General features: G+C 62.7%; 15 protein-coding genes. 2 read left to right on the top strand and 13 right to left on the bottom strand.

Annotated features, from left to right (window positions below):
• Nucleotides 1-59 precede the first annotated feature (59 nt).
• Both ACIY1O_RS10605 and ACIY1O_RS10600 read right to left on the bottom strand, forming a co-directional pair.
• Nucleotides 60-308 carry a GlsB/YeaQ/YmgE family stress response membrane protein gene (locus ACIY1O_RS10605; protein WP_397475059.1) on the bottom strand — a complete coding sequence of 83 codons (249 nt, stop codon included), beginning with the start codon at nucleotides 306-308 and terminating at the stop codon, nucleotides 60-62.
• A 254-nt stretch (nucleotides 309-562) separates the two neighbouring features.
• A complete protein-coding gene (locus ACIY1O_RS10600; RefSeq protein WP_397475058.1) occupies nucleotides 563-1,738 on the bottom strand; it encodes a CynX/NimT family MFS transporter in 1,176 nt (391 codons plus the stop codon).
• A 181-nt stretch (nucleotides 1,739-1,919) separates the two neighbouring features.
• Here ACIY1O_RS10600 and ACIY1O_RS10595 point away from each other — a divergent pair, with 181 nt between their 5' ends.
• Nucleotides 1,920-3,131: an MFS transporter gene (locus ACIY1O_RS10595; RefSeq protein WP_397475057.1), complete on the top strand. Its 1,212-nt coding sequence runs from the start codon at nucleotides 1,920-1,922 to the stop codon at nucleotides 3,129-3,131.
• Nucleotides 3,132-3,175: 44 nt separating this feature from the next.
• On the opposite strand, the gene ACIY1O_RS10590 is transcribed toward ACIY1O_RS10595, so the two are convergent.
• The 9 genes from ACIY1O_RS10590 to ACIY1O_RS10550 form a co-directional block, all read right to left on the bottom strand.
• Entirely contained in the window at nucleotides 3,176-3,787 is a 612-nt protein-coding gene (locus ACIY1O_RS10590) for a TetR/AcrR family transcriptional regulator (RefSeq protein ID WP_397475056.1), read from the bottom strand.
• A 1-nt stretch (nucleotide 3,788) separates the two neighbouring features.
• A complete protein-coding gene (locus ACIY1O_RS10585; RefSeq protein WP_397475055.1) occupies nucleotides 3,789-4,472 on the bottom strand; it encodes a glutathione S-transferase family protein in 684 nt (227 codons plus the stop codon).
• Nucleotides 4,473-4,481: 9 nt separating this feature from the next.
• Nucleotides 4,482-6,395, bottom strand: coding sequence for an AMP-binding protein (locus ACIY1O_RS10580; RefSeq protein WP_397475054.1), 1,914 nt, complete (start codon nucleotides 6,393-6,395; stop codon nucleotides 4,482-4,484).
• 33 nt (nucleotides 6,396-6,428) lie between these two features.
• Complete coding sequence (locus ACIY1O_RS10575; protein ID WP_397475053.1) at nucleotides 6,429-7,439, bottom strand: NADPH:quinone oxidoreductase family protein; 1,011 nt, start codon at nucleotides 7,437-7,439, stop codon at nucleotides 6,429-6,431.
• A 65-nt stretch (nucleotides 7,440-7,504) separates the two neighbouring features.
• On the bottom strand, nucleotides 7,505-8,659 hold the full coding sequence (locus ACIY1O_RS10570; RefSeq protein ID WP_397475052.1) for an ABC transporter substrate-binding protein: 1,155 nt from the start codon (nucleotides 8,657-8,659) through the stop codon (nucleotides 7,505-7,507).
• Nucleotides 8,660-8,716: 57 nt separating this feature from the next.
• On the bottom strand, nucleotides 8,717-9,265 hold the full coding sequence (locus tag ACIY1O_RS10565) for a flavin reductase family protein (RefSeq protein WP_397475051.1): 549 nt from the start codon (nucleotides 9,263-9,265) through the stop codon (nucleotides 8,717-8,719).
• Nucleotides 9,266-9,304: 39 nt separating this feature from the next.
• Nucleotides 9,305-10,561, bottom strand: coding sequence for an acyl-CoA dehydrogenase family protein (locus ACIY1O_RS10560; protein WP_397475050.1), 1,257 nt, complete (start codon nucleotides 10,559-10,561; stop codon nucleotides 9,305-9,307).
• A 20-nt stretch (nucleotides 10,562-10,581) separates the two neighbouring features.
• A complete protein-coding gene (locus ACIY1O_RS10555) occupies nucleotides 10,582-11,373 on the bottom strand; it encodes an alpha/beta fold hydrolase (protein WP_397475049.1) in 792 nt (263 codons plus the stop codon).
• Nucleotides 11,370-12,407: a 2,5-dihydroxypyridine 5,6-dioxygenase NicX family protein gene (locus ACIY1O_RS10550; protein WP_397475048.1), complete on the bottom strand. Its 1,038-nt coding sequence runs from the start codon at nucleotides 12,405-12,407 to the stop codon at nucleotides 11,370-11,372. Before ACIY1O_RS10550 ends, ACIY1O_RS10555 begins: the two co-directional genes overlap by 4 nt.
• A gap of 360 nt (nucleotides 12,408-12,767) precedes the next feature.
• On the opposite strand from ACIY1O_RS10550, the gene ACIY1O_RS10545 reads away from it, so the two are divergent.
• Nucleotides 12,768-13,268, top strand: a complete 501-nt coding sequence (locus ACIY1O_RS10545; RefSeq protein WP_397475047.1) for a cupin domain-containing protein — start codon at nucleotides 12,768-12,770, stop codon at nucleotides 13,266-13,268.
• 30 nt (nucleotides 13,269-13,298) lie between these two features.
• On the opposite strand, the gene ACIY1O_RS10540 is transcribed toward ACIY1O_RS10545, so the two are convergent.
• Nucleotides 13,299-19,607, bottom strand: coding sequence for a hypothetical protein (locus ACIY1O_RS10540; RefSeq protein ID WP_397475046.1), 6,309 nt, complete (start codon nucleotides 19,605-19,607; stop codon nucleotides 13,299-13,301).
• Between the two features lie 215 nt (nucleotides 19,608-19,822).
• A complete protein-coding gene (gene glcF / locus ACIY1O_RS10535; RefSeq protein WP_397475045.1) occupies nucleotides 19,823-21,052 on the bottom strand; it encodes a glycolate oxidase subunit GlcF in 1,230 nt (409 codons plus the stop codon).

The following is a 21,052-nucleotide window of genomic DNA, read 5'->3' as shown; positions in this document are numbered from 1 at the left end:
CGTACGCGCCAGGATCCACATCCCATTGTAGCGAGGCTCGGCCGGTTGTGCGCGCTAGATCAGGATCTCTTGACGATGAGCCCGTATATGAAGAGCACGATAATTGCCCCAATGATGGAGGCGATCCAGCCCGCGCTTTCGCCGGCCTCATACCATCCGGCCGCCACACCAAGGTATCCCGCAACGAGCGCGCCGACGATGCCCAGGATGATCGTCATGATGATGCCCATTTTTTGTTCTCCGGGCATGATGGCCCTGGCGATCAGGCCGACGATGAACCCGACGATGATCATGCTGATGATACCCATGGTGACGACTCCTGGATGTAGTTGGAAAGCGGAACAGGCCCTTGCAGTTGGGCGGTTCTGCGCTGACAAGCGCATCTAATGATAGGGGGAGCGCCAAAGGCCGTCCAGGCCATCGCGAAAGTTTTCGTATCAAAACGTTGAAGCCGTGATCGCTGGGCACGTCCTCTATGACCAACTGGCAGTTCATCATGAGCCAACCGCCGCGATGACTAACCGGAAGCAGGCGGGAATGCCTGTCCAGCCTCGCCGCAGCGCTATTTTTCGTCCACCTGTATCAGGCGCGACTTGCCGGCATGCAGCGCGAAGTATCCCGAGCCCAGTATCAGCAACAGGAACAGGCCGGCCACCGCATTCCAGCCGCCGGTAAACTCGTGCAGCAGGCCCATTAGCAGCGGGGCGATGGCGGCGATGGTGTAGCCGACGCCTTGCGCCATGCCGGATAGCGCGGCAGCCACCTGCGCGTTGGGTGAGCGCAGAACCAGCAGGGACAGAGAAATACTGAATACGCCGCCCAGCCCGATTCCGAGGCTGAGTCCGGATATCCATATCCATGAAATCGGCGCGTAGAAAGTGCCAGTAAGCCCAAGAAAGGTAAAACTGAGCATCGACAGGAGAGTCAGTCTTTGGTCTTTGCCCCGCGTGGCAAGCCAGGGTGCAAGGGGCGATGAGATCAGCTGCACGGCCATTGCCACTGACAAGACGAAGCCCGCCGTCAGCGCGGGCAGGCCGCGATCGATGAGTATGACCGGCAACCATCCGAATACGCAGTAGGCGACTGACGATTGGAGAGCCATGAGAAGGGTCACTTGCCAGGCCAGCCGGTTGTGACGCAGTCGCGGCAGACGCGGACGCACGGTTTGCGGGGTCGCCTGTTTCTTGGGAATATGCCTTAACCACACCAGCATGGTCGCCAGAACCGGAAACAGCCAAAAAGCCGCCGACCAGCGCCAGCCGCCCAACAGGTGTTCCAGCGGTACCGCTGCGCCGGCCGCTACAGTAGCGCCGATACACAAGGCCGTGGAATACACCGCCATCATCAAGCCGCCTTGCGAAGGAAAGTATTGCTTGATGATGCCGGGCACCATTACCATAACGACGCTGATGCTGGCGCCACCGATGAGGGTGCCCAGAAATAGCCCGCTGACGCCGAACAGGCTGCGCAGCCCGATGCCAAAAACCAGCACGCCCAACGCCAGCATAATAAGACGCTCAGGCGATGTAAAACGCAACAGGCGTGGGACAAAGGGAGCGAAGACCCCGAAACACAGCACTGGCAGCGTGATCAGCATGCCGATGGCCGCAGGCGAAAGGGCGAGGCTGTCCCGGATGGAGTCTAATATCGGACCGAGCCCAATCAGCATGGGCCGCAGGTTGATCGAGATCAACGCAAGCGCGAAGATCAAGGCCAGGCGCGTCTGGTCGCTGGCCATTTTTGCGGAGCGACCGCTGGCGTGGTGTGAGGGCTCTGGTGGGGTTTCCCGCATGTGGATTGAGTGAACACTAAATATTGAACAACCGTTCAGTGTGCCACAATATCGGGGTTCCATAAAACGGCGGCGCAATTCCTGGTCGGCGATAATGCCGCAAGTCGTCGTTGTTGCAGGGTTTTTTATGTCTACTTCTTCTACTGGCAAGCCATCTTCGGTCGATACGACGGCAATGGCTTATCTGGTTGTATTGGCGGGTATTACCACTGCCCTGCATATCTGGAAACTGCCGCCGGCCTTGCCCGCCCTGCAGGCCGAACTGGGCCTATCCCTGGTGGAGTCGGGCTTCCTGCTGTCGCTGGTTCAAATGGCCGGTATGGCCTTGGGCTTGATGATGGGCCTTTTCGCCGAGAAGATCGGGCTGCGACGCTGCCTCTTGCTGGGCTTGTTGCTGCTCAGCCTTGCATCGGCGGCGGGCGCGGTGTTCGTCGACAAGACACTGATGCTGGTATTTCGCGGCATTGAAGGCTGTGGCTTCCTGATGGTGGCCATGCCGGGGCCGGCCTTGCTGCGGCGTTTGGTCAAACCCAGTCAACTGGCGCGTCTGGTGGGTGTGTGGGGCACTTACATTCCTACCGGGGCGGTTCTTGTCTTGCTGGGCGGGTCATGGGTGTTGAGCGTGGCCAATTGGCGAGTGTTGTGGTGGTTATTGACAGCGGTCACCCTGGCCGTCATGGTGCTGGCGTGGCGCATGCTGCCGTCCGACCCCATTCGGCCCGGCCGTGCCGAGCGCTCCTCTGCCTGGACCATCGTGCGCAGGACGCTGACATCCGAGAACAACTGGTTATTGGCGTTGTGTTTTGGCTTTTATGCGGGCCAGTGGGTGGCGGTAATCGGGTTCTTGCCGACCATCTATACCGTGGCGGGCATTTCCGGGCCGCTGGCAGGGGTGCTAACCGCCCTGGTGGCGGGCATTAACGCCGTGGGCTGTTACGGCGCCGGACGCTTTCTGCAGCGCGGGGCGTCGGCCGGCAGGCTGATGATCATAGGCTATGTCACGATGATCGCGACCACCTTCATCGCGTTTGGCATTGGGTCGCCGGTATGGCTGCAGTTTCTGATGGTGCTTACCTTTTCGACCGTCGGGGGGCTGATCCCGACCACGTTGTTTTTCCTGGTGATCAAGCTTGCGCCGTCTTCCGACACCATGTCCACGTCAATAGGCTGGATGCAGCAAGTGTCCGCTGCGGGCCAGTTTGCCGGGCCGCCGCTCGTGGCGTGGGTGGCCACATTGGCGGGAGGCTGGCATCTTACCTGGGCCGTAACAGGCACGGCCGCCACGATTGGAATCGCGATAACGTTGCGGCTAAGCGCCAGGCTACGGGTGCGAGCGTAAAGTTGCCGGCCAGGGCAACGGGGTCGTTTTCGTCCGCCCCATGCTCAGGTTAACTGGACCGGGTCCATTCCATGAATGCCATCCAGAAAAATGCGCACAATCATGCCTGACAGCTCGGCGGCGTTGATTGAACCAGTGGGCTTGTACCAGACGTGTATCCAGTTCGTCATGCCGAAATACAGCATGGCCATGGCTGTGAGCTTCTTGCGTGGAATGTCCACATCAGGCCGCAAGGCCTGAGCCAGCAGCACCATCCGGTTGATGATGCGGTGCTGTATTTCGGATATGGAGCTTTTGGCGGCTGCATTCAGATGGCGGGGCATGGTCAGCAGCACCGTGATTTCGTCCGGCACACGAAGATACTCACTGACGAGCGTGGTGGTCATCGCATGAAACTGCTCTTCAGGAGTATTGGCCGTTTCCACCGCGGCGTCGACCTTCCATGCCAGGTCTTCAATTTTCCATTTGATCAGTCCGTACAGGATGGCGTGCTTGGAACGGTGGTAGTGGTAAAGCGATGATTTGCCGATGCCGCAGTGCTCGGCAATGTCCTCCAGCAAGGTTTCGTTATAGCCTTTCTTGGCAAACATAACCGCAGCCGAACGCAAGATTTCCTGCTTTCGATCTTCGTAGTCGAGCGACTTGGGGCGGGCCATATCAGCCGCCTTTGGCCGCCGCGCGTTCGGCCTTGATGCGCTTCGAGGTTTCGCGTCTGTCGGCTTCCGCGTGGGCGATGCTGGGCCGTTGAGCCAGTGTATTCAGGTAGTCGCTCAGCCAGGGGGCGTGTTCTTCCATGAAGGTTTTGTGCCCTGCGATGGCCAGAGCCCACTGGATGGTGGTTAGATGCACCCAGCCCGCGCTGTCCGCGTGGGTGAATTGGGCGCCACAAAGCCAGGGATCAAGAATGGCCCTGCGCTTCAGCAAAAGCAGCCCACGCTCGACCTCTGTCAGGGTGCGTTCCAGCAGCCCTGCCGGCATCTCTTTGCCCCAGAACACCGATTGGTAGATGGGCCGCATCGGCGCATCCAGGTAAAGCTCTATGTACAGGATGAGTTCGCGGCAGTGTGCGCGTTGGGCCGCCTGAGCGGGGAACAGCGACGGTGCGTCATTGTCCCGGATGTCTTCGAGATATTCGATGATGGCTTGCGACTCATATATGAGATCGTCGCCATGGCGCAGAAAAGGGATTTTGCCGCTTGGGCTGCCCGACTCTGGCCATTGCCCCGCCCCGGGGGCATGCTCGATTTGTTCGAACGGCAGCCCGTACTCCAGCAAGGCGATCTTGACCTTGTTGTAATAAGTGCTGATGGGCGAACCGTACAGGTGTATGGAAGCAGGCATGCCGAACCTTTATGTAGTTGTGCGTGAAGAGGCGAACACGAGGCAGTTTTGGTCGTTTTCTTGCGCGCGGTACAGGCGCTGCATGTCTTGTTCGCGCTGGGCAAGTACGCCTCGCTGGTTGATATGCCCCTTGTCGGTGATTTCGCCGATGTCAATGTTGGGCGGGCTGTTTAGCAACATGGCGCGCGCAATCCGCGTACTGCTGCCCGGAAACCGAGTGTTGTACTGTTCGATGCCCTGCGACACCAGACATACTAGCGCTTCGTGCTGGGCAATCTGCTGCTCAGTAAAATTGCCGCATTCCGGAAACTGCTTGCGCACGCGGTTGAAGTCGATGAACAGCATGGCGCCCAGTTCTTGCTGATTGGGTGCTGCCAGCACCACGTCGGATACACAGGGCCGCAAGTGTTCGAGCAATTCGCCGCGAACCGTAGCCACCGATACCCAGGTTCCTGTCGAAAGCTTGAAATTCTCGGCCAACCGGCCCGCATAGACCAAGCCTTCCTCTGGATGGTCAGGGTTGGCCCAAGCTACGGCGTCGCCCGTTTTCAGATAGCCCTCTTCGTCGAAAGCGTCCTGGTTGGCTTGCGGGTCGCGATGATAGCCGGGCGTGATGTTGTCACCCCTGAAACGAATTTCGTAACGTTCGCCATCCGGCACCAGTTTGGCCTCGACTCCCGGGGCCGGTAGGCCCAGGGTACCTGGCGTATGTGGGGGCCACCAGATAAGAGTGGCCGGCATGGTGGTTTCGGTGGAGCCCAGCGACGAGCAGATGGGAATGCGGCGGCCGGTCGCCTGGACGCTGAAATGTTCCAGCTGGTGCAGCGTGGCGAGCGATAGCGCCGCCCCGCCATAGACGATGACTTCCAGGTTGGCGAACAGATCGTCGGCGATGGATGGGTCGGCCTCCATGCTTGCCACCAGCATCTCGAGCCCTCGCGGCACGTTGACCATGACGTTGGGGCGCAGCTCGCGCAGATGGGCGATGCTGCGGTCTATCAGTTTTGGAACCGGCTTGCCGTCGTCTATATATAACGAGCCTCCATGCCTGAGGGCCATGCTGAAGGTGCCATGCGCTCCGGCGGTATGGTTCCATGGCAGCCAGTCGAGCAGGGTCAGGGGCTGGTCGGCGAGAAAGGGCCAGACCTGGTCCCACAACACCCCTGACGAGATGATGTTGCGCTGCGTCATGATGACGCCTTTGGGGTTGCCTGTTGAGCCCGAAGTAAGCAACAGGCGCGCCGTGTCGTCCAGGCCGATGCGGCTGTAGCGTATTTCAAGCTCGGGAGCGGGGGCCGCTTGCAGGGCGTCTTCAAAAATGGCATCGACCATTTCATCGTCGGGCTCGTCGGCAAGCACCAGCGCGTCGCCCAGTGTCTTGGCAAGACGTATCGCGTTGCCATAGCGGGCGGGATCGGAAGCGTAGATGAGTGAAGGCTGAAACCGTTGGACCAGGTCGCCCACCTTGCCGCACGTTCGCGACATCAAACTATAGGCGGTGGATACCGGCATGACTGGAATGCCGATCTGCATCGCGGCCAGTTGCAACAAACCGTGGTGGATGCTGTTTTCGCTAAGCACCATAACGGGCCGATCGTCGGGAAGGCCCAGATTGATCATCCACTGCGACAGCGCGTCGACCTGTTTGCGAGCCTGCGAATAGCTGATCCGCCTCCAGCCGCCGTGCGGATCGGCTTCGGCCAGGAAAGTGTGATCAGGACGCTGGTCGGCATGCCGGCGCAGGTAGTCGCCCAGTTGCCGTACCGGCAGGGGCGCCAGGGGTTCCCGATTGGAAACGATCAAGGCGCCGTCAGGCCGGGTATGCAAATCGATCTGGACGGGCGCGAAACGGACCGCGCGGAACGGAGCGTTGCTGCGCTGCAAAGGCTGGACGGAAGGTGTTTGCTGGACGGAGGTGCTCATGGTGCGGAATTTGCGAATGAAATGATGTTGGGCTCAGGCGAAGCCCAATACGACTTTGGTACCGCTAGGGGCAGTGGCGTATCGGTTCCATGCTTGAATGAAATCGTCGCCGGCTATGATTTCGTGCGGCGAAGGTGTCAATATGCCTTGCCTCATAAGTTCGAGCATCGCTGCTAATTGTTCCGTAAAGGCGTTTGTTTCCTGGATAAGCAAGCCGCCGCAATAGACGCCCAAGATGCCGCAGCCCTTGAGCAGCAACAGATTGGTGGGGATGCGAGGTATGTCGCCTGCAGCGAATCCAACTACCAGCAAGCGTCCGCGCCAGGCAAGATTGCGCACTGCGGCTTCAGTGAAGTGGTCTCCCACCGGATCAACTACGACGTCGGCGCCGAGATTTCCCAGCAATTGCCGCAGGCCGTTTTTCAATTGATCGGCTGCAACGTTTTGCGTGGACGGATCGCCGTCGCGCGCAAGTTCAAAGGTGTCTCGATCGCGGCGCACGACGGTATGGACAATGGCGCCGGCATGCCGGGCTATCTGTACACAGGCTTTGCCGACCGCTCCGTTGGCGCCCAGAACCAGTACGCGCTCGTTCGCCTTGAGCTGGGCGCGGTCCAGCAGGCCGTGGTAGGCCGTAAGGTGTGAATTGATGGACGCCACGGCATGAGCCGGATCCAGGCCTGCCGGCACGGGAACCAGTCGGTGTTCCGGCGCGGTAAGGCAAGTGGACCAAGCCCCCACGACGCCGCTGGAAATGACTTTGTCGCCGGGCTTGAAGCGGCTGACTTCCTCGCCCACCGAGCGCACGACCCCGGCGGCATCCAGGCCTGGAACGAAAGGAAGCGCGGGCCGTTCCTGGTAGCGGCCTTCCACCAGCAGATGATCGGTGAAATTGAACGCTGCGCAGTGAACGTCGATCTGCACGTCGTGGCTGCCGAGCGAGGCGGCTTGACCAAGAGGCTGGCGTTGTATGTCGGGAGGATTACCGTATTCGCGGCATACCAGGGCGTAGCCCTCTTCCGGAATGTGTGGTGTCGTGTTCATGTGCTGCTGGATGGTGAGCCATGGCCTTTGATCAAGACCATGGTTTGGGTGAAACGCGTTGGGACTTATTTAAGAAGTTGCCACTTGCCATCTTTGACGGTGAGCAGCTCGACGCCGCGCTCGTCAAAACCGCTATGGTCTTCGGGTGTCATGTTGTAGATGCCCTGGGTTCCTGGCAGATCTTTGATTTTTTCGAGGGAATCGCGCAGTGCGACTCGGAACTCTTCGGTGCCAGGCTTGGCGTTTTCAAGCGCTTCAGGAATGGCTTGCTGAAGCAGCAGGCCGGCATCGTACACGTTGCCGCCGAAGGTGGCGGGGTCGTTGCCATGCAGCTTTTTGTAGGCTTCCATGTACTCCAGAGCGACTTTTTTCGCAGGATTGCTGTCGGGCGCCTGATCGGGCGCGAGCATGATGCTGCCCGCCACGATGGCGTCTTCAACCTTGGCGCCGCCAAGCTTCAGAAACTCGTTCAGCGCAGCACCGTGAGTCTGATAGAAAGTGCCTTTGTAGTTCATGTCCTTGAGCGTGGCATGAGGCAACACGGCTGGGCCGCCCGGGGCGGCGATTAGCACGGCGTCAGGCTTGGCGCCCAGAACGCGCAATGCCTGGCCGGTAACCGAGGTGTCGGGCCGCCTGAAACGTTCGTTGGCCACAATTTCGATGCCGGTGCCCTGGAGCTTGTCTTGCATCACCCCGTACCAGGTTTCACCGAAAGTGTCGCCTGAGCCGATGAAGCCGAGTGTCTTGACACCGCTTTTGACCATATGACCGACGAGCTTATCTGCGACCAGGCCGTCGTTTTGAGTGGTCTTGAACACCCATTTGCGTTTTTCATCCATGGGCAGGACGATGGCGATGGTGCCCACCGGCGCCAGCAGCGGCATTTTGGCTTCGGCGATGAAGTCGAGCGACGCCATGGCATTGGGCGAGCTTGAGGGTCCGATGATTGCATCGACCTTGTCTTCAGTGATCAGTTTCTTGATGAGGGTGACCGTATTGGATGGGTCGCTGGCATCGTCATAAGAGATGTACCTGACCGACTCGCCCGCGATCTCTTTGGGTAGCAGCGGCACGGTATTGTTTTGCGGAATTCCAATCAGTGCCACCGGCCCCGTATTGGACGAGATGACGCCGATCTTGATCTCGGCTTGAGCCGCCGCCGCAGTGGCGGCAAGGGCGATGCCGGCTGCCAGGGTTGAAAATAGTTTTCTGTATTGCATGTGTCTCTCCGATTTTTATACTAGCTTGAAAGAACTGGATTAAGTTGTTGTCAGGTCTTAGTGATCACTGTCGTAGGCCATGGCGACGGCATAGCCGCCGCGCCAGTAAACCAGTGGCCGTCCTTCACGGTGTTCGAACTGTTTGACCGTACCCAGGACAATATCATGATCGCCAACAGTAATCATCGAATGCGTGTCGCATTCGAAGGTTGCCAGGGTGTCGTCGATGACGGGCAGGCCTGACGAAGACCGGTGATGCGGCACGCCCGCGAACCGTTGTTCGATGGGGCCGGTCATTTGCTGGGCAGTGTCGCGCTGGTGCTTCGCCAGTACGTTGACCACGAAGCGGCCGGCCCTGGCGATAACGACGTGAGCATTCGAACCCCGAACCACGTTCCAGCTGATCAAGGGCGGATCCATCGAAACACTGACGAAAGAGTTGATGGTCAGTCCGTAGGGCTGCCCGTGATCATCCAATGTAGTGATGACCGCAATGCCTGTGGCAAAGCGACCGAACGCATGGCGCAGTTCGGGCTTGGGCGCGATCGCAGGCTGAGTCCGGACGGTGGCGGGGCGCATGGAAGTCTGGGCGTGTGGCATGGTCATTTCTCGCTTGGGCGAGTCTCCGTGAATGTTGCGGGCGGGTCAGTCGCGCTCGCCTGTGTTGTACAGAAGGCCGTAACCCAGCCGGTCGATGCAGATTTCCGACGTCCAGGGCAGCATCAGCGCGCCGCAGCGGCTGTCGCGGTACATGCGCTCGAGCGGGAAGGTCTTGAGCATGGCCTGCCCGCCGCATACGCGCACGGCGGCCGAGGAAATTTCGGCGCAGTATTCCATAATGGTGTGCTGGCAAGCGTAGGCGCGCATGCGTTCGCCTCGCGAGGGGTTGGCCTTGAACTCGGACGTGACGCGGTGGAACAGCGCCCAGGCCTGCTGCAACTTGACGTACATCTGGGCGATGCCGATTTGCTTGGTGGGATACATGCGGCGCTTTACGTTCACGCCCTCGACCTCGCCTCGCAAATAGGCTACGGCAAAGTCGTACGCGGCCTGGGCCAGGCCCATGTAGCAGGGCGTCAGCGTCATGAACATGTGCGGGTACATGGCGGCCGCCTTGATGTACACGCCCTGCGGCATCATTTCGGCCGTGTCGGGAACAAACACATCCTTGAACAGCAGCGAGCGCGACACGGTGCCGCGCATGCCCAAGGGGTCCCAGTCGCCAACGATGGACACGCCCTGGGCGTCGGCCGGAACGGCGATGAACATCGTGTTGGCCAGTGTGGCGTCGGCTACGTCTTCGGTGCACAGCACGCCGTAGTAGTCGGCCGAGCCCGACAGCGAGGCGAAGATCTTCTTGCCATTGATCAGCCAGCCGCCGTCCTGGCGCTTGGCGACGGTGCCAAAAGGATGTTTGCCGGCGGCGGCGCCGCTGCCTTCCGAGAAAGGCTGTGAATAGATCTTGCCTTGCAGCATATTGCCGTAGTGCAGCGCCCGGTTGCGTTCATGGCTGGCGCGCTGCTCGTCGGTGAGGTCCATCGCATCGACCATGCCGGCCGTCCACAGCGAGTTGGCGTTATGCATGTTGAAGGTGTTGGCGGTGGAGGCGCAGTAATAGGAGATGCGCGAGGCCACCAGCATGTAGGTGCGGTAGTCGGCGCCAAGTCCGCCCAGGCGCTCGGGAACGCAAAGGCCCAGAAAGCCCATTTCGTGCAGGTCTTGGTAGTTTTCCGTGGGGAAACTGGCTTCACGATCGTGCTTGAATGCGCGTTCGGCCCACTTGACGCCGTACTGATCCACCTTGGCGATCAGCGCCCTTTGCTTATCGGTAAGAGGGGCGCCGTCGAACAAGGTGCTGTCATCGGCCGACTTGGCGGTTTCGGTGAGGTAGCTGCTATCCATAAAGGGCTCTTTTTGCATGTTCATGACTGGGTGGCCTGGTGTTGCGCTGTCAGGAAGGATTCGACAGCTTGGTTGAATGCGTTGGGCGACTCGATGTTCGCCATGTGGCGCACGGCGGGCAGCTCTTGAAAGCGGGCATCGGCGCCGTTTTGCGCCAGCCGGCTCATGCCCTTGGGCGGCGCCTGTGTGTCATGTTCGCCGGCCAGCAGCAATACCGGAACGGCGATGCTCTGGAATTCGGCGCTGCGGTCGAAGGTGACCAATAGCCGCATGGCGTCCAGGTAGGCGTTTTTCTGAATGCCTGCCGCCGACAGTGCGGCCAGCGCCTGCATTGGGGCCGGGGTAGCCGGGTTCATGAAGCCGGCCAGCAGAGCCGGCGCGGCGTCGGCAAAACGCTCGTACGGCTGCATGGCATCGATGCGCTGTTTCAGGAACGCTGCTTTCCAGGCCGGGTCGCGGCTGCCGAAGGCCGTGCTGGTGGCCGACAGAACCAGGCTTTGCACGCGAAGCGGGTGGCGGTGGTAGAACTCTTGCGCGATCATGCCGCCGATGGAATGGCCCAACACGTGGGCTTGTTCGATATCCAGGGCATCGAGCAGGTCGCGCAGCGAAGACGCCAGGCCCTGCCAGGTGAGCTGGGCCGGGGCAGGCGACTGCGCATAGCCGGGCATGGTCCAGGCTACCGCCAGGCGCTTGCGGCCAAAGTGTTCTAGCTGAGGAAGCCAGATGCCCGCGGTGGAGCCCATCCCGTGCAGCATGACCAGGGGGGTGCCGCCCCGGCCGCTGGCCAGCCAGGTGGGCAGGGAACTCATTCAAACACCTCGCACAGCTTGCCGGCGTCGACGATGGCAAGGCCATCGAGGGCCACCGTGCAATGCCGCATGGGAAGGTCGAAGTGGCCCTGGGTATGGCGGCCCGCCATATCATTGGCGCCGGTGGAATATAGGAAATTGCCAGCAAAAGCGCGAAGTTCCGTGCCATTGGTATCGTTTTTATCGAACATCTGCAAAGCGTCCCAACGCGCAAGAGGGTTCATGCCCCAGCCCACATGGCTGACCGCATAGGCGTCTTTCTCGTTCCACGCCTCGAGGTAGCTGCGCATCAGCTCGGCGTCGAGGTTCTTGCCTTCGATGCGGGTGATGTAGTCGTTTTCAATATGCAGGGTTATCGGGTTTTCAAGGTAGCGCTTGAAGGTAAGGTTTACATCGCCAATGTCCATGACAAGACGGCCATTGACGGAACCCGCTTTAGGGAATGCCAGGCAGAGGCCGCCGGGCCAGTGCTGGACGAGACCAGGGCGGTCGGCCCCGCCCCAGACGCCGCCGACGCGGGAACCCTCGAGCTTGATATTGAGATTGGTGCCGGCTTCGGAGGTGACGGTCATGGTCTTGGCTTTGGCCAACATCTTGACGCCATTCTTGACCTTGCGGGTCAGGTCGATATTCGTGGTTAAGCGTTCGAGAATTTCGGGGTGCTCGTTGCTGATCATGATGAGGCGGGCGCCGGATTCGAGGATTTTCGGAAGTTCCGGCGCATGCAGCAAGCCCTCGACGGTAAGGTCGACCACCAAACCGGGGCCCGACAGAGCTTGCATGACAGGCGCCATGTTGCGAATGACATGCGAAGCGCCGGTAGAGCGCACCGGAACCGGAGTGTCGACAGCCAGCGACGGGACGGTGATCTGCACAGGAATCGCGCCCAGGCGCGCCAAGGCCAATTCGGCAAGGTGCACGTTGATGGCACGGCTTTCGGTCTCGGCCAGGATGCGCACAACTTCGTTTGGCTCGACCTTGCAGCGGCGGAAGATCTCCTCGAAGGTCTTGATCCATTTTTCCTGCGCTTTCATTTTTACTCCGTGAGCTTGGCTTGCTTTGAATCGTAGTTAATGGACTCGTTGGTCGAATAATAGTTTCGTCAGGCTGTCATGGTCAAGTGAAAATCGCTTTTTTTCTCAGACGTTAGGGCAAATACTAGGTGGCGCTCGGAGCGCCCGGGCCCAGATTCCTTGGAAATGATTCGACCTGTAGGTCGATTAGCTGCGGGGCGGCTTGGTGGAACAGACGACCAAGAAGCTTGGCATGCCTGGGCTGGAACTGGAAAAGGGCCTGGAATTGACGCTTGTTCTTCTTGTACCGCGCGTATCCTCTTGTAGTATCTTGTGTCTTTTATAACGATAAGAAGTGCCGACGCCGCTTGGGAGACGGGTATGAAAATCCGGGGACGAGACATTACGGCTTGCATATTGGCCGGCATGGTCGTGTATACGGCAGCAGGGGCGCGCGAGGCGGGCGACTCGCCGCCTTTGGCCGATGCGCCGGCGCAACAACAGGCCATCGCTCAAGTAATGGCAACCGTGCCGTCCGGCATCAAGGTCGAGACATTGCTCAAAACAGAGTCTTCCTGGGACGGCGTACCGTACACCGCCTACCCCCAGGGCCGCCCCGAAATCACGGTGGTCAGGCTTACCATCCCGCCTCATACGGCCCTGCCCTGGCATAGCCACCCCATGCCCAACGCCGCTTACGTGGTGTCGGGCAGCATCGTCGTCGAAAAGCAATCGGATGGCAGCAAGCGCCAATTGGGCGCGGGCCAGGTATTGGCCGAAATGGTCGACGCCCCGCATCGCGGCGTCACGGGCGACGAGCCTGTCGTTTTGATGGTGTTCTATGCGGGCGCGACCGACATGCCGCTGTCGGTCGGGCACTGAAACCGCGCGGCGGCCTCAAGCACGCCGGCGTTAAAAATGCACCGCCAGCCGCAGTTCGCCCGTCTGGCTCAGGTAGTTGTCGGCAAAGCGCATTCCGTACTCTGCCTTGAGTTCCACCCCGTTCTTGCGTGTCAGCACCATGCCCGCCTTGAGTTCGCCGAAGTGGCGGGGCAGGTCGGTGGTAAGCCCGAACCGGCGCTGTTCGGGGTCGCCTTCGAGACGCGCATTGATATCCCAGCCCGTATCGGAAAGCCAGCTTACTCCGGCTGACACATAGGGTCGCAAGGTGTTGCCGCGCCATTCGTAGCGGCCGCCCAGCTCGATCGACGGCGTGATCATCGAGGACCATTGGCTGGCGCCGTCGACATGCAGGTTGAGCGGGCCGGCGCCGCTTTCGCTGTAGGAAGGCATTCGCTGGTAGGTGAGGGATACATCCAGCATGGGCTTCAGATACCACGACGGCCTGGCATGGACATACGATGCGCGCAGGCCCGCCGATACGTGCCGGGTGCGCCAGCGGCTGTTCGCCTCGAAGGCCTGGTCGGTCAGTACGATGCTGCGCTGGGTTCTATACGTGCCGTGGCCGCCGGTCAGCGAGCCGGCGAACAGCCATGGCCCGGCCTGGCGCTTGAGTACGACGCCGGCCTGGAAGCCGTCGCCCTCGGTGCGCACAGGCACGTCCGACACGCGATGCCGCGACGACTCGTATGCAACCGACCCGCCCAGGAACCAGTTGGGCGCCACTTCTTTCTGGCCGCCTAGCTGATAAGTTTGGCTGTTGACGGTGAAGCCGCCCGTTTCGCTGGTGGTGTCGCGCCGCGTGTGGTTGCCCAGAAAGCGGCCCCAGGCGCAATCGCCTTCGCGCATGGCGGTGTCTTGTTGATAAAACTGGGGGCAGCTCATCATGCGGGTGAAGAAGCTGCGGTTGCTGAGCGGGATATAGGCGGCCGGGCCCTGGCCCGCATCGGATGCCAGGGTGTCCAGTGCCTTGCGGTACTGTTCGAGATTCTGCACATTGACAAGCTGGTCGAACAGCACCGCCGTATCGTACAGGTCTTCGGAGGGCTCGAGCCTCCAGGCCTGTTGCAGATAGCCGGCCAGGTTGCGCTGGTCTTCGTTGAGCTCGGTGTCATGGGCCTGGAAGTCGGCCTCGACGCTGACGGCCAGCGATTTGTCGGTGGGCTGTTGCAGCGGATAGCGATACACCAGCGAACTCTTTGACAATAGATCAGGCGCCAGCGCAAGAGAACCACCGCCTTCGGCCGCCTGGACGATGGTCAGCGCGCGGTTGGGCAGCGGGTAACGGGCCAGTGTATGCACTTGGCCGCCCAGTTCGACCGGCTTTGAATACCGCAGCACGTCGCTGCGCCGGTCGCGGAAATCGGCGTCGACTTCCAGCGTGGCCGGCCCCTGCGAAGTGCCCCCATGCTGGCGCAGCGAGGACAGCAATCGGGTTTCGCCGATGACGCCGGCGCCATGGGGGTTGAGAATGCCTTGGTTCCGCAGCGTGGCGTCGGCGCCAAGCCGCACGCTTGCGCCCGTGTCGAAACGCCCCTGGTTGGTGAACCCGTTGCGGGCGTGGCCGCCAAGGTCGATGCTTCCAGCCACGTGTCCCCTGTTGGTGGTGGCCACCCAAGTGCCCGGCGCGCTGTGGATGGCGTGGCTGCTTAGCGCGGTGACCGTGCCGCCCTGTTCGACGAGGATGGAGTTGTTGTTGCCGCCATGGACCACGATGCCGGCGCCTTGCGGGCCATGCGAGCCGCTGACGTATCCGCCGTCGGCCACTGTAATGTTGATGTTGCCGTTGGAGCCGCCGGCACCCAGGCTTTGGGCGAAGATGGCGGGCGAGTTCCGGCCTTGAGTGCGTATTTCGCCGCCCACGGTGATGGAAATGGCGCCGCCCTGGCTGCTGGCCCTGTTGCCGCCGGACGCGCCCATGGCGTCGCCGCTGATACCCCCGCCGCCGCCCACGCTTTGCGCCAGGATGCCCGCCGCATTGGCTCCTGAAGTGTGTATGCGGCCATGATGGTTGATGGCGATGTCGCCCCCCTTGCCGCTGCGTCCGCTGGATGACGAGGGAAGCTTGTTCGACGAGTCGATGATGCGCAGAGAGCTGTCGCCGCCAATGCCTCCGCCTCCGCCCACGCTTTGGGCCAGGATGCCGTAGGCGCCCGCGCCTTGCGTGGTGATGTCGCCTTCGGTTGTGATTGTGATCTTGCCGCCCGCCCCTGCGCCGCCGCCTTTGCCGCCGATCTGGATGGCGAGCGAATCTTTATCGGTTGTTTCGGACTGGATGCCGACTCCGCCGCCGCCCCCCACGCTCTGAGCAAGTATGGCGTGGGCGTTTTGCCCGGTGGTAAGCAGTGTGGCTTTGTCGTGGTGAGCAACGGTGACGTTGCCGCCATTGCCCCCGGTTCCGCCATTGCCGCCGATGGACAGGTGCAGGGTTTTGCTTTTGGATTCTTCTTCTTTGTCGTCGCCGTCCTTTTTATCGTCGCCGCTTTGAGCGTTGATGCTGGCCACGCCCCCGCCGCCGCCGATGCTTTGGGCCAGGATGGCGTAGCTGTCCCTTCCTTGCGTGCTGATGGAGCCTTTGTTGTCGACAGTGACGGCTCCGCCATGGCCATGGCCTCCGCCGGCACCGCCCAAAGCGCCGCCCAGGTTGATCCTGGCGTCGCTGGCGGCCGCATTGACGCTGCCCAGCCCGCCCCCGCCGCCCACGCTTTGCGCGAAGATGCCGTGGGCATGCCCGCCCTGGGTCTGGATGACGCCGCTTTGCTCAACTTGCACCGCTCCGCCGTTGCCGCCCGACCCTCCTGAGCCTCCGATGGCCAGGTTGAGGGCCACATTGCCCTTGTCAGACTTGTTGCGAGCGGCCGCGGCCGCTCCCCCGCCACCGCCCACGCTTTGCGCGAGTATGGCGGTGGACTGCGATCCGGTCGTAAGGATGTGTCCAGCGTGCTGGACGTTGACTCGTCCGCCTTGTCCGCCGGCGCCCCCGCCGCCGCCCAGCGAAAACTGGAGCTTCACGGAAATGGAGTCGTCTTTCTTGTCTTTGTCCTTATCGGCGGCCCCGGTTTCGGCCGTGTTGTCGTCATCGGGCTCGGCCGTGCCGGTCAGGCCCGCCGTGCCTCCGCCTCCGCCCACGCTTTGGGCAAGTATGCCGATGGCCTCGTCGCCATCGGTTCGCAAGGTGGAAGCAGCGCTTGCGACGAGCGATATCGTGCCGCCATGCCCCCCTTTGCCGCCCCTTCCGCCCAATATGGTGCTGGATTCGACGGTTTCGGATTCAGCGCCGCCATCGGCGCCGCTGCTGTCGCCGCCGCCTCCGCCGACGCTTTGAAGCAGGATGCCGCGTGACAACGCGCCTTGCGTATGAATCGCGCCTTCGTGCTGCAGGTTGACCCGGCCGCCCTGGCCGCCTTCACCGCCTGAGCCGCCCAGTGCGAACGCGAGACTGAATGTTTTGGCGCCTATGGCGCTGGTGTGGGCCGAGCCCGCCGCGCCCAGGCCACCGCCTCCGCCTATGCTTTGCGCCACGATGCCGTCGGCATGGCTGCCGGCGGTGTGTATTTGGCCTTGATGGGTGATGTCGACCACACCGCCGGCGCCCCCGCCTCCGCCCGACCCGCCCAGGGCGACCGAGGCGCTGAAGCTGAGCTTGGGATGGATGGAAAGCGAGTGGGCCGAGGCGCTGCCGCCTTTTCCGCCTCCGCCGCCTATGCTTTGCGCAATGATGCCGCGTGCTTCCCGTCCCTGGGTGGAGATGGCGCCGTCGTTCAGGATGGCGACCCGGGCGCCGTTCCCGGCGCCCCCGCCTTTGCCGCCCACCTGCACGCTGGCCGAAAACGTGGCGTACTTGGTGGGCAGGCCGATTGTGGCGCCGGCCGCTGAGCCGCCGTCGCCTCCGCCGCCGCCTATGCTTTGGGCGATGATCCCGCTGGAGCCGTCGCCAAGAGTGGAAAGTTGTGCATGATTGACGGCGCGAACCTGGCCGCCGTGGCCGCCGGTTCCCCCCGTGCCGCCGATGCCGACGGAAGCCAGCCCCACGCTGATGCTGGTGCTGTTGCCGCCACTGCCCCCGCCGCCGCCCACGCTTTGCGCCTTGATCGCATCGGAGCCCGCGCCGGCTGTGCTTATGGCGCCGGAGATGCCGTCGAGGTCGACCCGGTCGGCGGACCCGCCGCTGCCGCCGCTGCCCCCGATGGTGACGGTCGCCAAGGTTACGGTGCCGATACCTGTTACCGAGCCGCCCTGGCCTCCGCCGCCGCCTATGCTTTGCGCCACCAAGCCGGCGGAAAGGCGGCCCTCGGTGGCGATTTCGCCGTCTTGCTTGATATTGACACGCCCGCCTTTGCCGCCCGCACCGCCGCGTCCGCCTATGCCGACGTTGACGCCCGGCCCGATGGTGAAGACGTCGCCCCCGTAACCGCCGCCTCCGCCCACGCTTTGAGCGAGCACACCCACGGACTCTTCTTGCGCTGTGGCGATGAGGCCGTTCTGCGCCACCTCGACCAAGCCGGCGTTGCCACCCGCCGCGCCATGCCCGCCGATGGCGATGAGCCCGGCGGCCTTGCCGCCCGCGCCTCCGCCACCGCCTATGCTTTGCGCAGCCAGGCCGACCGCCCGCTTGCCTTGGGTTGTGGCCGTGCCCGTGTTGACCACCCGTAGCCCGCCGCCGGAGGCCGACGGGCTGTAAGAGTTGCTGTCGCCCCCTATGGTCATTTTCTGGCCGGATTGGGGGATGACAACGCCCCCGCCGCCACCCACGGTCTGGGCGAACAGGGCATGGGCGCCTTCGCCTTGTGTGGCGACCACGCCATGGTTTTCGAGGCGCGCGCCGCCCCCTGCGCTGGCCATGCCGCCGTTGCCGCCCACCGCCACGATGCTGCTGCCGCGTCCGCCGTCGCCGGCCTTGCCGCCCAGGCTGGACACGTACAGCCCGATGGAGTCGCGGCCGTGGGTGGCGACCTGGCTATGGTTGACCAGGGTGGCGTTGCCCCCTCGCCCGCCTTGCGAGCCGTTGCCCGCTCGGCTGAATACGCCGCCTTTTCCGCCGGTGTGTCCGCCGCCGCCATCGGCCACGGCCATGGCGCCGTAAGACTGGCTGCCGTGCGTGACGATGGAGCCGCCGCGCAAAGCAAGATCGACTGTGCCGCCGTCGCCGCCCTTGCCGGCCATGCCGCCTTTGCCCAGGACAGAGTCGCCGCCCCAGAACCCGGCGCCGCCCGACGCTTCGGCGCTGATGCCCGGCGCGTTATTGCCGCGTGTCGTGATTTGGGTGTCGTGCAACTGGAAGGAAATGCTGCCGCCCTGGCCGCCTATGCCGCCGTCTGGCGCATTGAAGCCCGACGCGTATTCGATCCGTCCGCCGTAGCCGCCGTTGGCGGACAACAGTATGCCGGCGCCCCGGGTTTCGATGCGGTGCGATCCCGGGCCCTGGCCGAAGCTGCCGGTGATTTCGCCCCCGCGTCCGCCGGTTCCCCCGGTGCTGTCTTTGAACTGGACGCCTCCCAGGGCGGTGCCCCCCGCGCCCCCGTTGCTGGTGGCGCGGATGCCTATGGATCCGGTTCCGGTGCCTTGGAAGGTGCCGTTGGTATTGAGGGTGATTGAGCCTCCGGCGCCGCCGTCTCCCGCCCGGGGGCGTTGCCAGCCGGCCAGCTTGCGGGTCATTCCGCCGGCGCCGCCCTCGGCGTCCAGCAGCAGGCCCACGGCATTGCCGGCACGGGTGGCGACATCGAGCGTGCCGCCGTTTTCCATGCGCACTTCGATGGTTCCGCCGCTGCCGGCCGGGGCGTTGTTGACGTGCTTGTTGTGATAGCCGTAGCCGGAACTGCCGCCGCGCGAATACAGCGCAATGGCGCCGGCGTTCGAAAGGCTCGATGTGTTGTGATAGCTGCCCTGCAGGGTGGCTCGCAATGTACCGCCACGGCCCCCCGTGCCGCCTACGCCATCGGCGCCGGCCTTGCCCTCCCCGGCGTCTCCGCCGCGGCCGCCGCTGGTTGAGGCGTGCAGTACCGCCGCGCCCGATCCGGGCAACTGGCCTATGCCCTTGATGGACGTTGAGTTATCGGAAATGATGCGGGCGGTTTTGCCGTTTTCGCCGTCGGTGGCCCAGCCGCCGTTGCCGACGTAGGTTACTTTGCCGTCTTTGCCGGCGGCTCCGGAGGCTTCGATGACGATGCGCGGTGTAAGCGTGCCCTGCAGCCGGCATGAGTTGAATTGGGGGCAGGGGGAGGCGGCTGATGCGTATTGCGGAAGGGCTCCCATGCCGCCAACCAGGGTCGCGAGCAGGGTGGGCGCCAGCCAGGGGCGCGGTGCGGAGCGGTGGGTCGGCATGGGCGTAACTCTGGCTCAGTGACAACGGGTGCTTACGGCACACCCAGGTTCAAAAGACAAAAGCGCCCTCACGCTACGCCTTGAGGCTTTTTTTTCGACCTGTTTGCCTTGGGCGGCCCGGAAGAAAAACAGCGTGTCGGCTTGCGACAAAATCTCTGGGGATAGTAGTTAGGGCGCGCGGCCCATGTCAAGGTGTTTCCCGCGTTACAAATTTTTTACGGCCGAGGTCCGGAAAGGCGGGCATCCACCAGTTCTACCCAGTGGCGCACGGGTTTGCGGGCCACCCCCGCCAAATGGATTTGGCAGCCAATGTTTGCGGTGGCGATGAGATCGGGCCCGCCGCTTTCCAGGGCGTCGATCTTGTTGCGCCGCAAGGTGGCGGCCAAGCCCGGCTCGGTGACGGAATACGTGCCGGCCGAACCGCAGCAAAGATGGGCGTCGGGCGTCGGCGTCAGCTCGAAGCCGAGGCGGGTCAGAATGCCTTCGACGCTGCCCCCGAGTTTTTGGGCGTGCTGAAGCGTACAGGGACAATGGAAGGCGATTTTTTCCGGTCCAGGCAAGGCCACGCTTTGCAGAGGTTCGGCGCCAAGTACCTGGGCGATATCCAGGCCGAGCGCGCTGACCCGCTCGGCCTTGTGTGCATAGGCCGGGTCGTGGCGCAGCAGATGGCCGTACTCTTTCACGAAGGCGCCGCAGCCGCTGGCGGTCTGAACAACGGCTTCTGCGCCGGCTTCAATGGCCGGCCACCAGGCGTCGATGTTGCGGCGGGCGCGGTCCAGGCCTTTTTTCTGGCCGTTCAGGTGGTAGTCGGTGGCGCCGCAACAGCCTGCGCGGCCGGCGTCGACGATGCTGATGCCCAGTTGGTCAAGCACTCGTGCGGCTGCTGCATTGGTGTTCGGGGACAGTGAGGGCTGGACGCAGCCCTCCAGCATGAGCATTTTGCGGGTATGGCGCGGCGCGGGGCGGCGCCCCGGCGCCAGGGCGCGAGGCGGGATCTTGTCGCGCAGCGCGGCGGGAAGCAGGCCGCGCATTGTTTGCCCCGTACGCAGCAACGCGCCGAAAATCCGGCGACGCGGCACGACGAAGCGCAGGGCGCCGCGCAGCAGTCGCTGTGGCAGCGGCCGGGATACGCGCTGCTCGATCTGTTCGCGGCCTATGTCCAGCAGGGTGTGGTATTGGACGCCCGACGGACAGGTGGTTTCACAGTTCCGGCAAGTAAGACAGCGGTCCAGATGCTGTTGCGTTGTTGCCGTGGCTTCGCCTCCTTCGAGGAAGCTCTTGATCAGGTAAATGCGCCCACGCGGTCCATCCAGTTCGTCGCCCAGCTCCAGGTAGGTGGGACAGGTGGCGTTACAGAAGCCGCAATGGACACAGCTTCGCAGGATGCGTTCAGCTTCTTCGGCACGGGGCAGGCTTTTCGCCCATTCGCTGAGGTTGGTTTGCAT

This window comes from Pusillimonas sp., assembly GCF_044464525.1.
Lineage (GTDB): Bacteria > Pseudomonadota > Gammaproteobacteria > Burkholderiales > Burkholderiaceae_B > Pusillimonas.
This window is presented reverse-complemented; position numbering and strand designations above follow the sequence as displayed.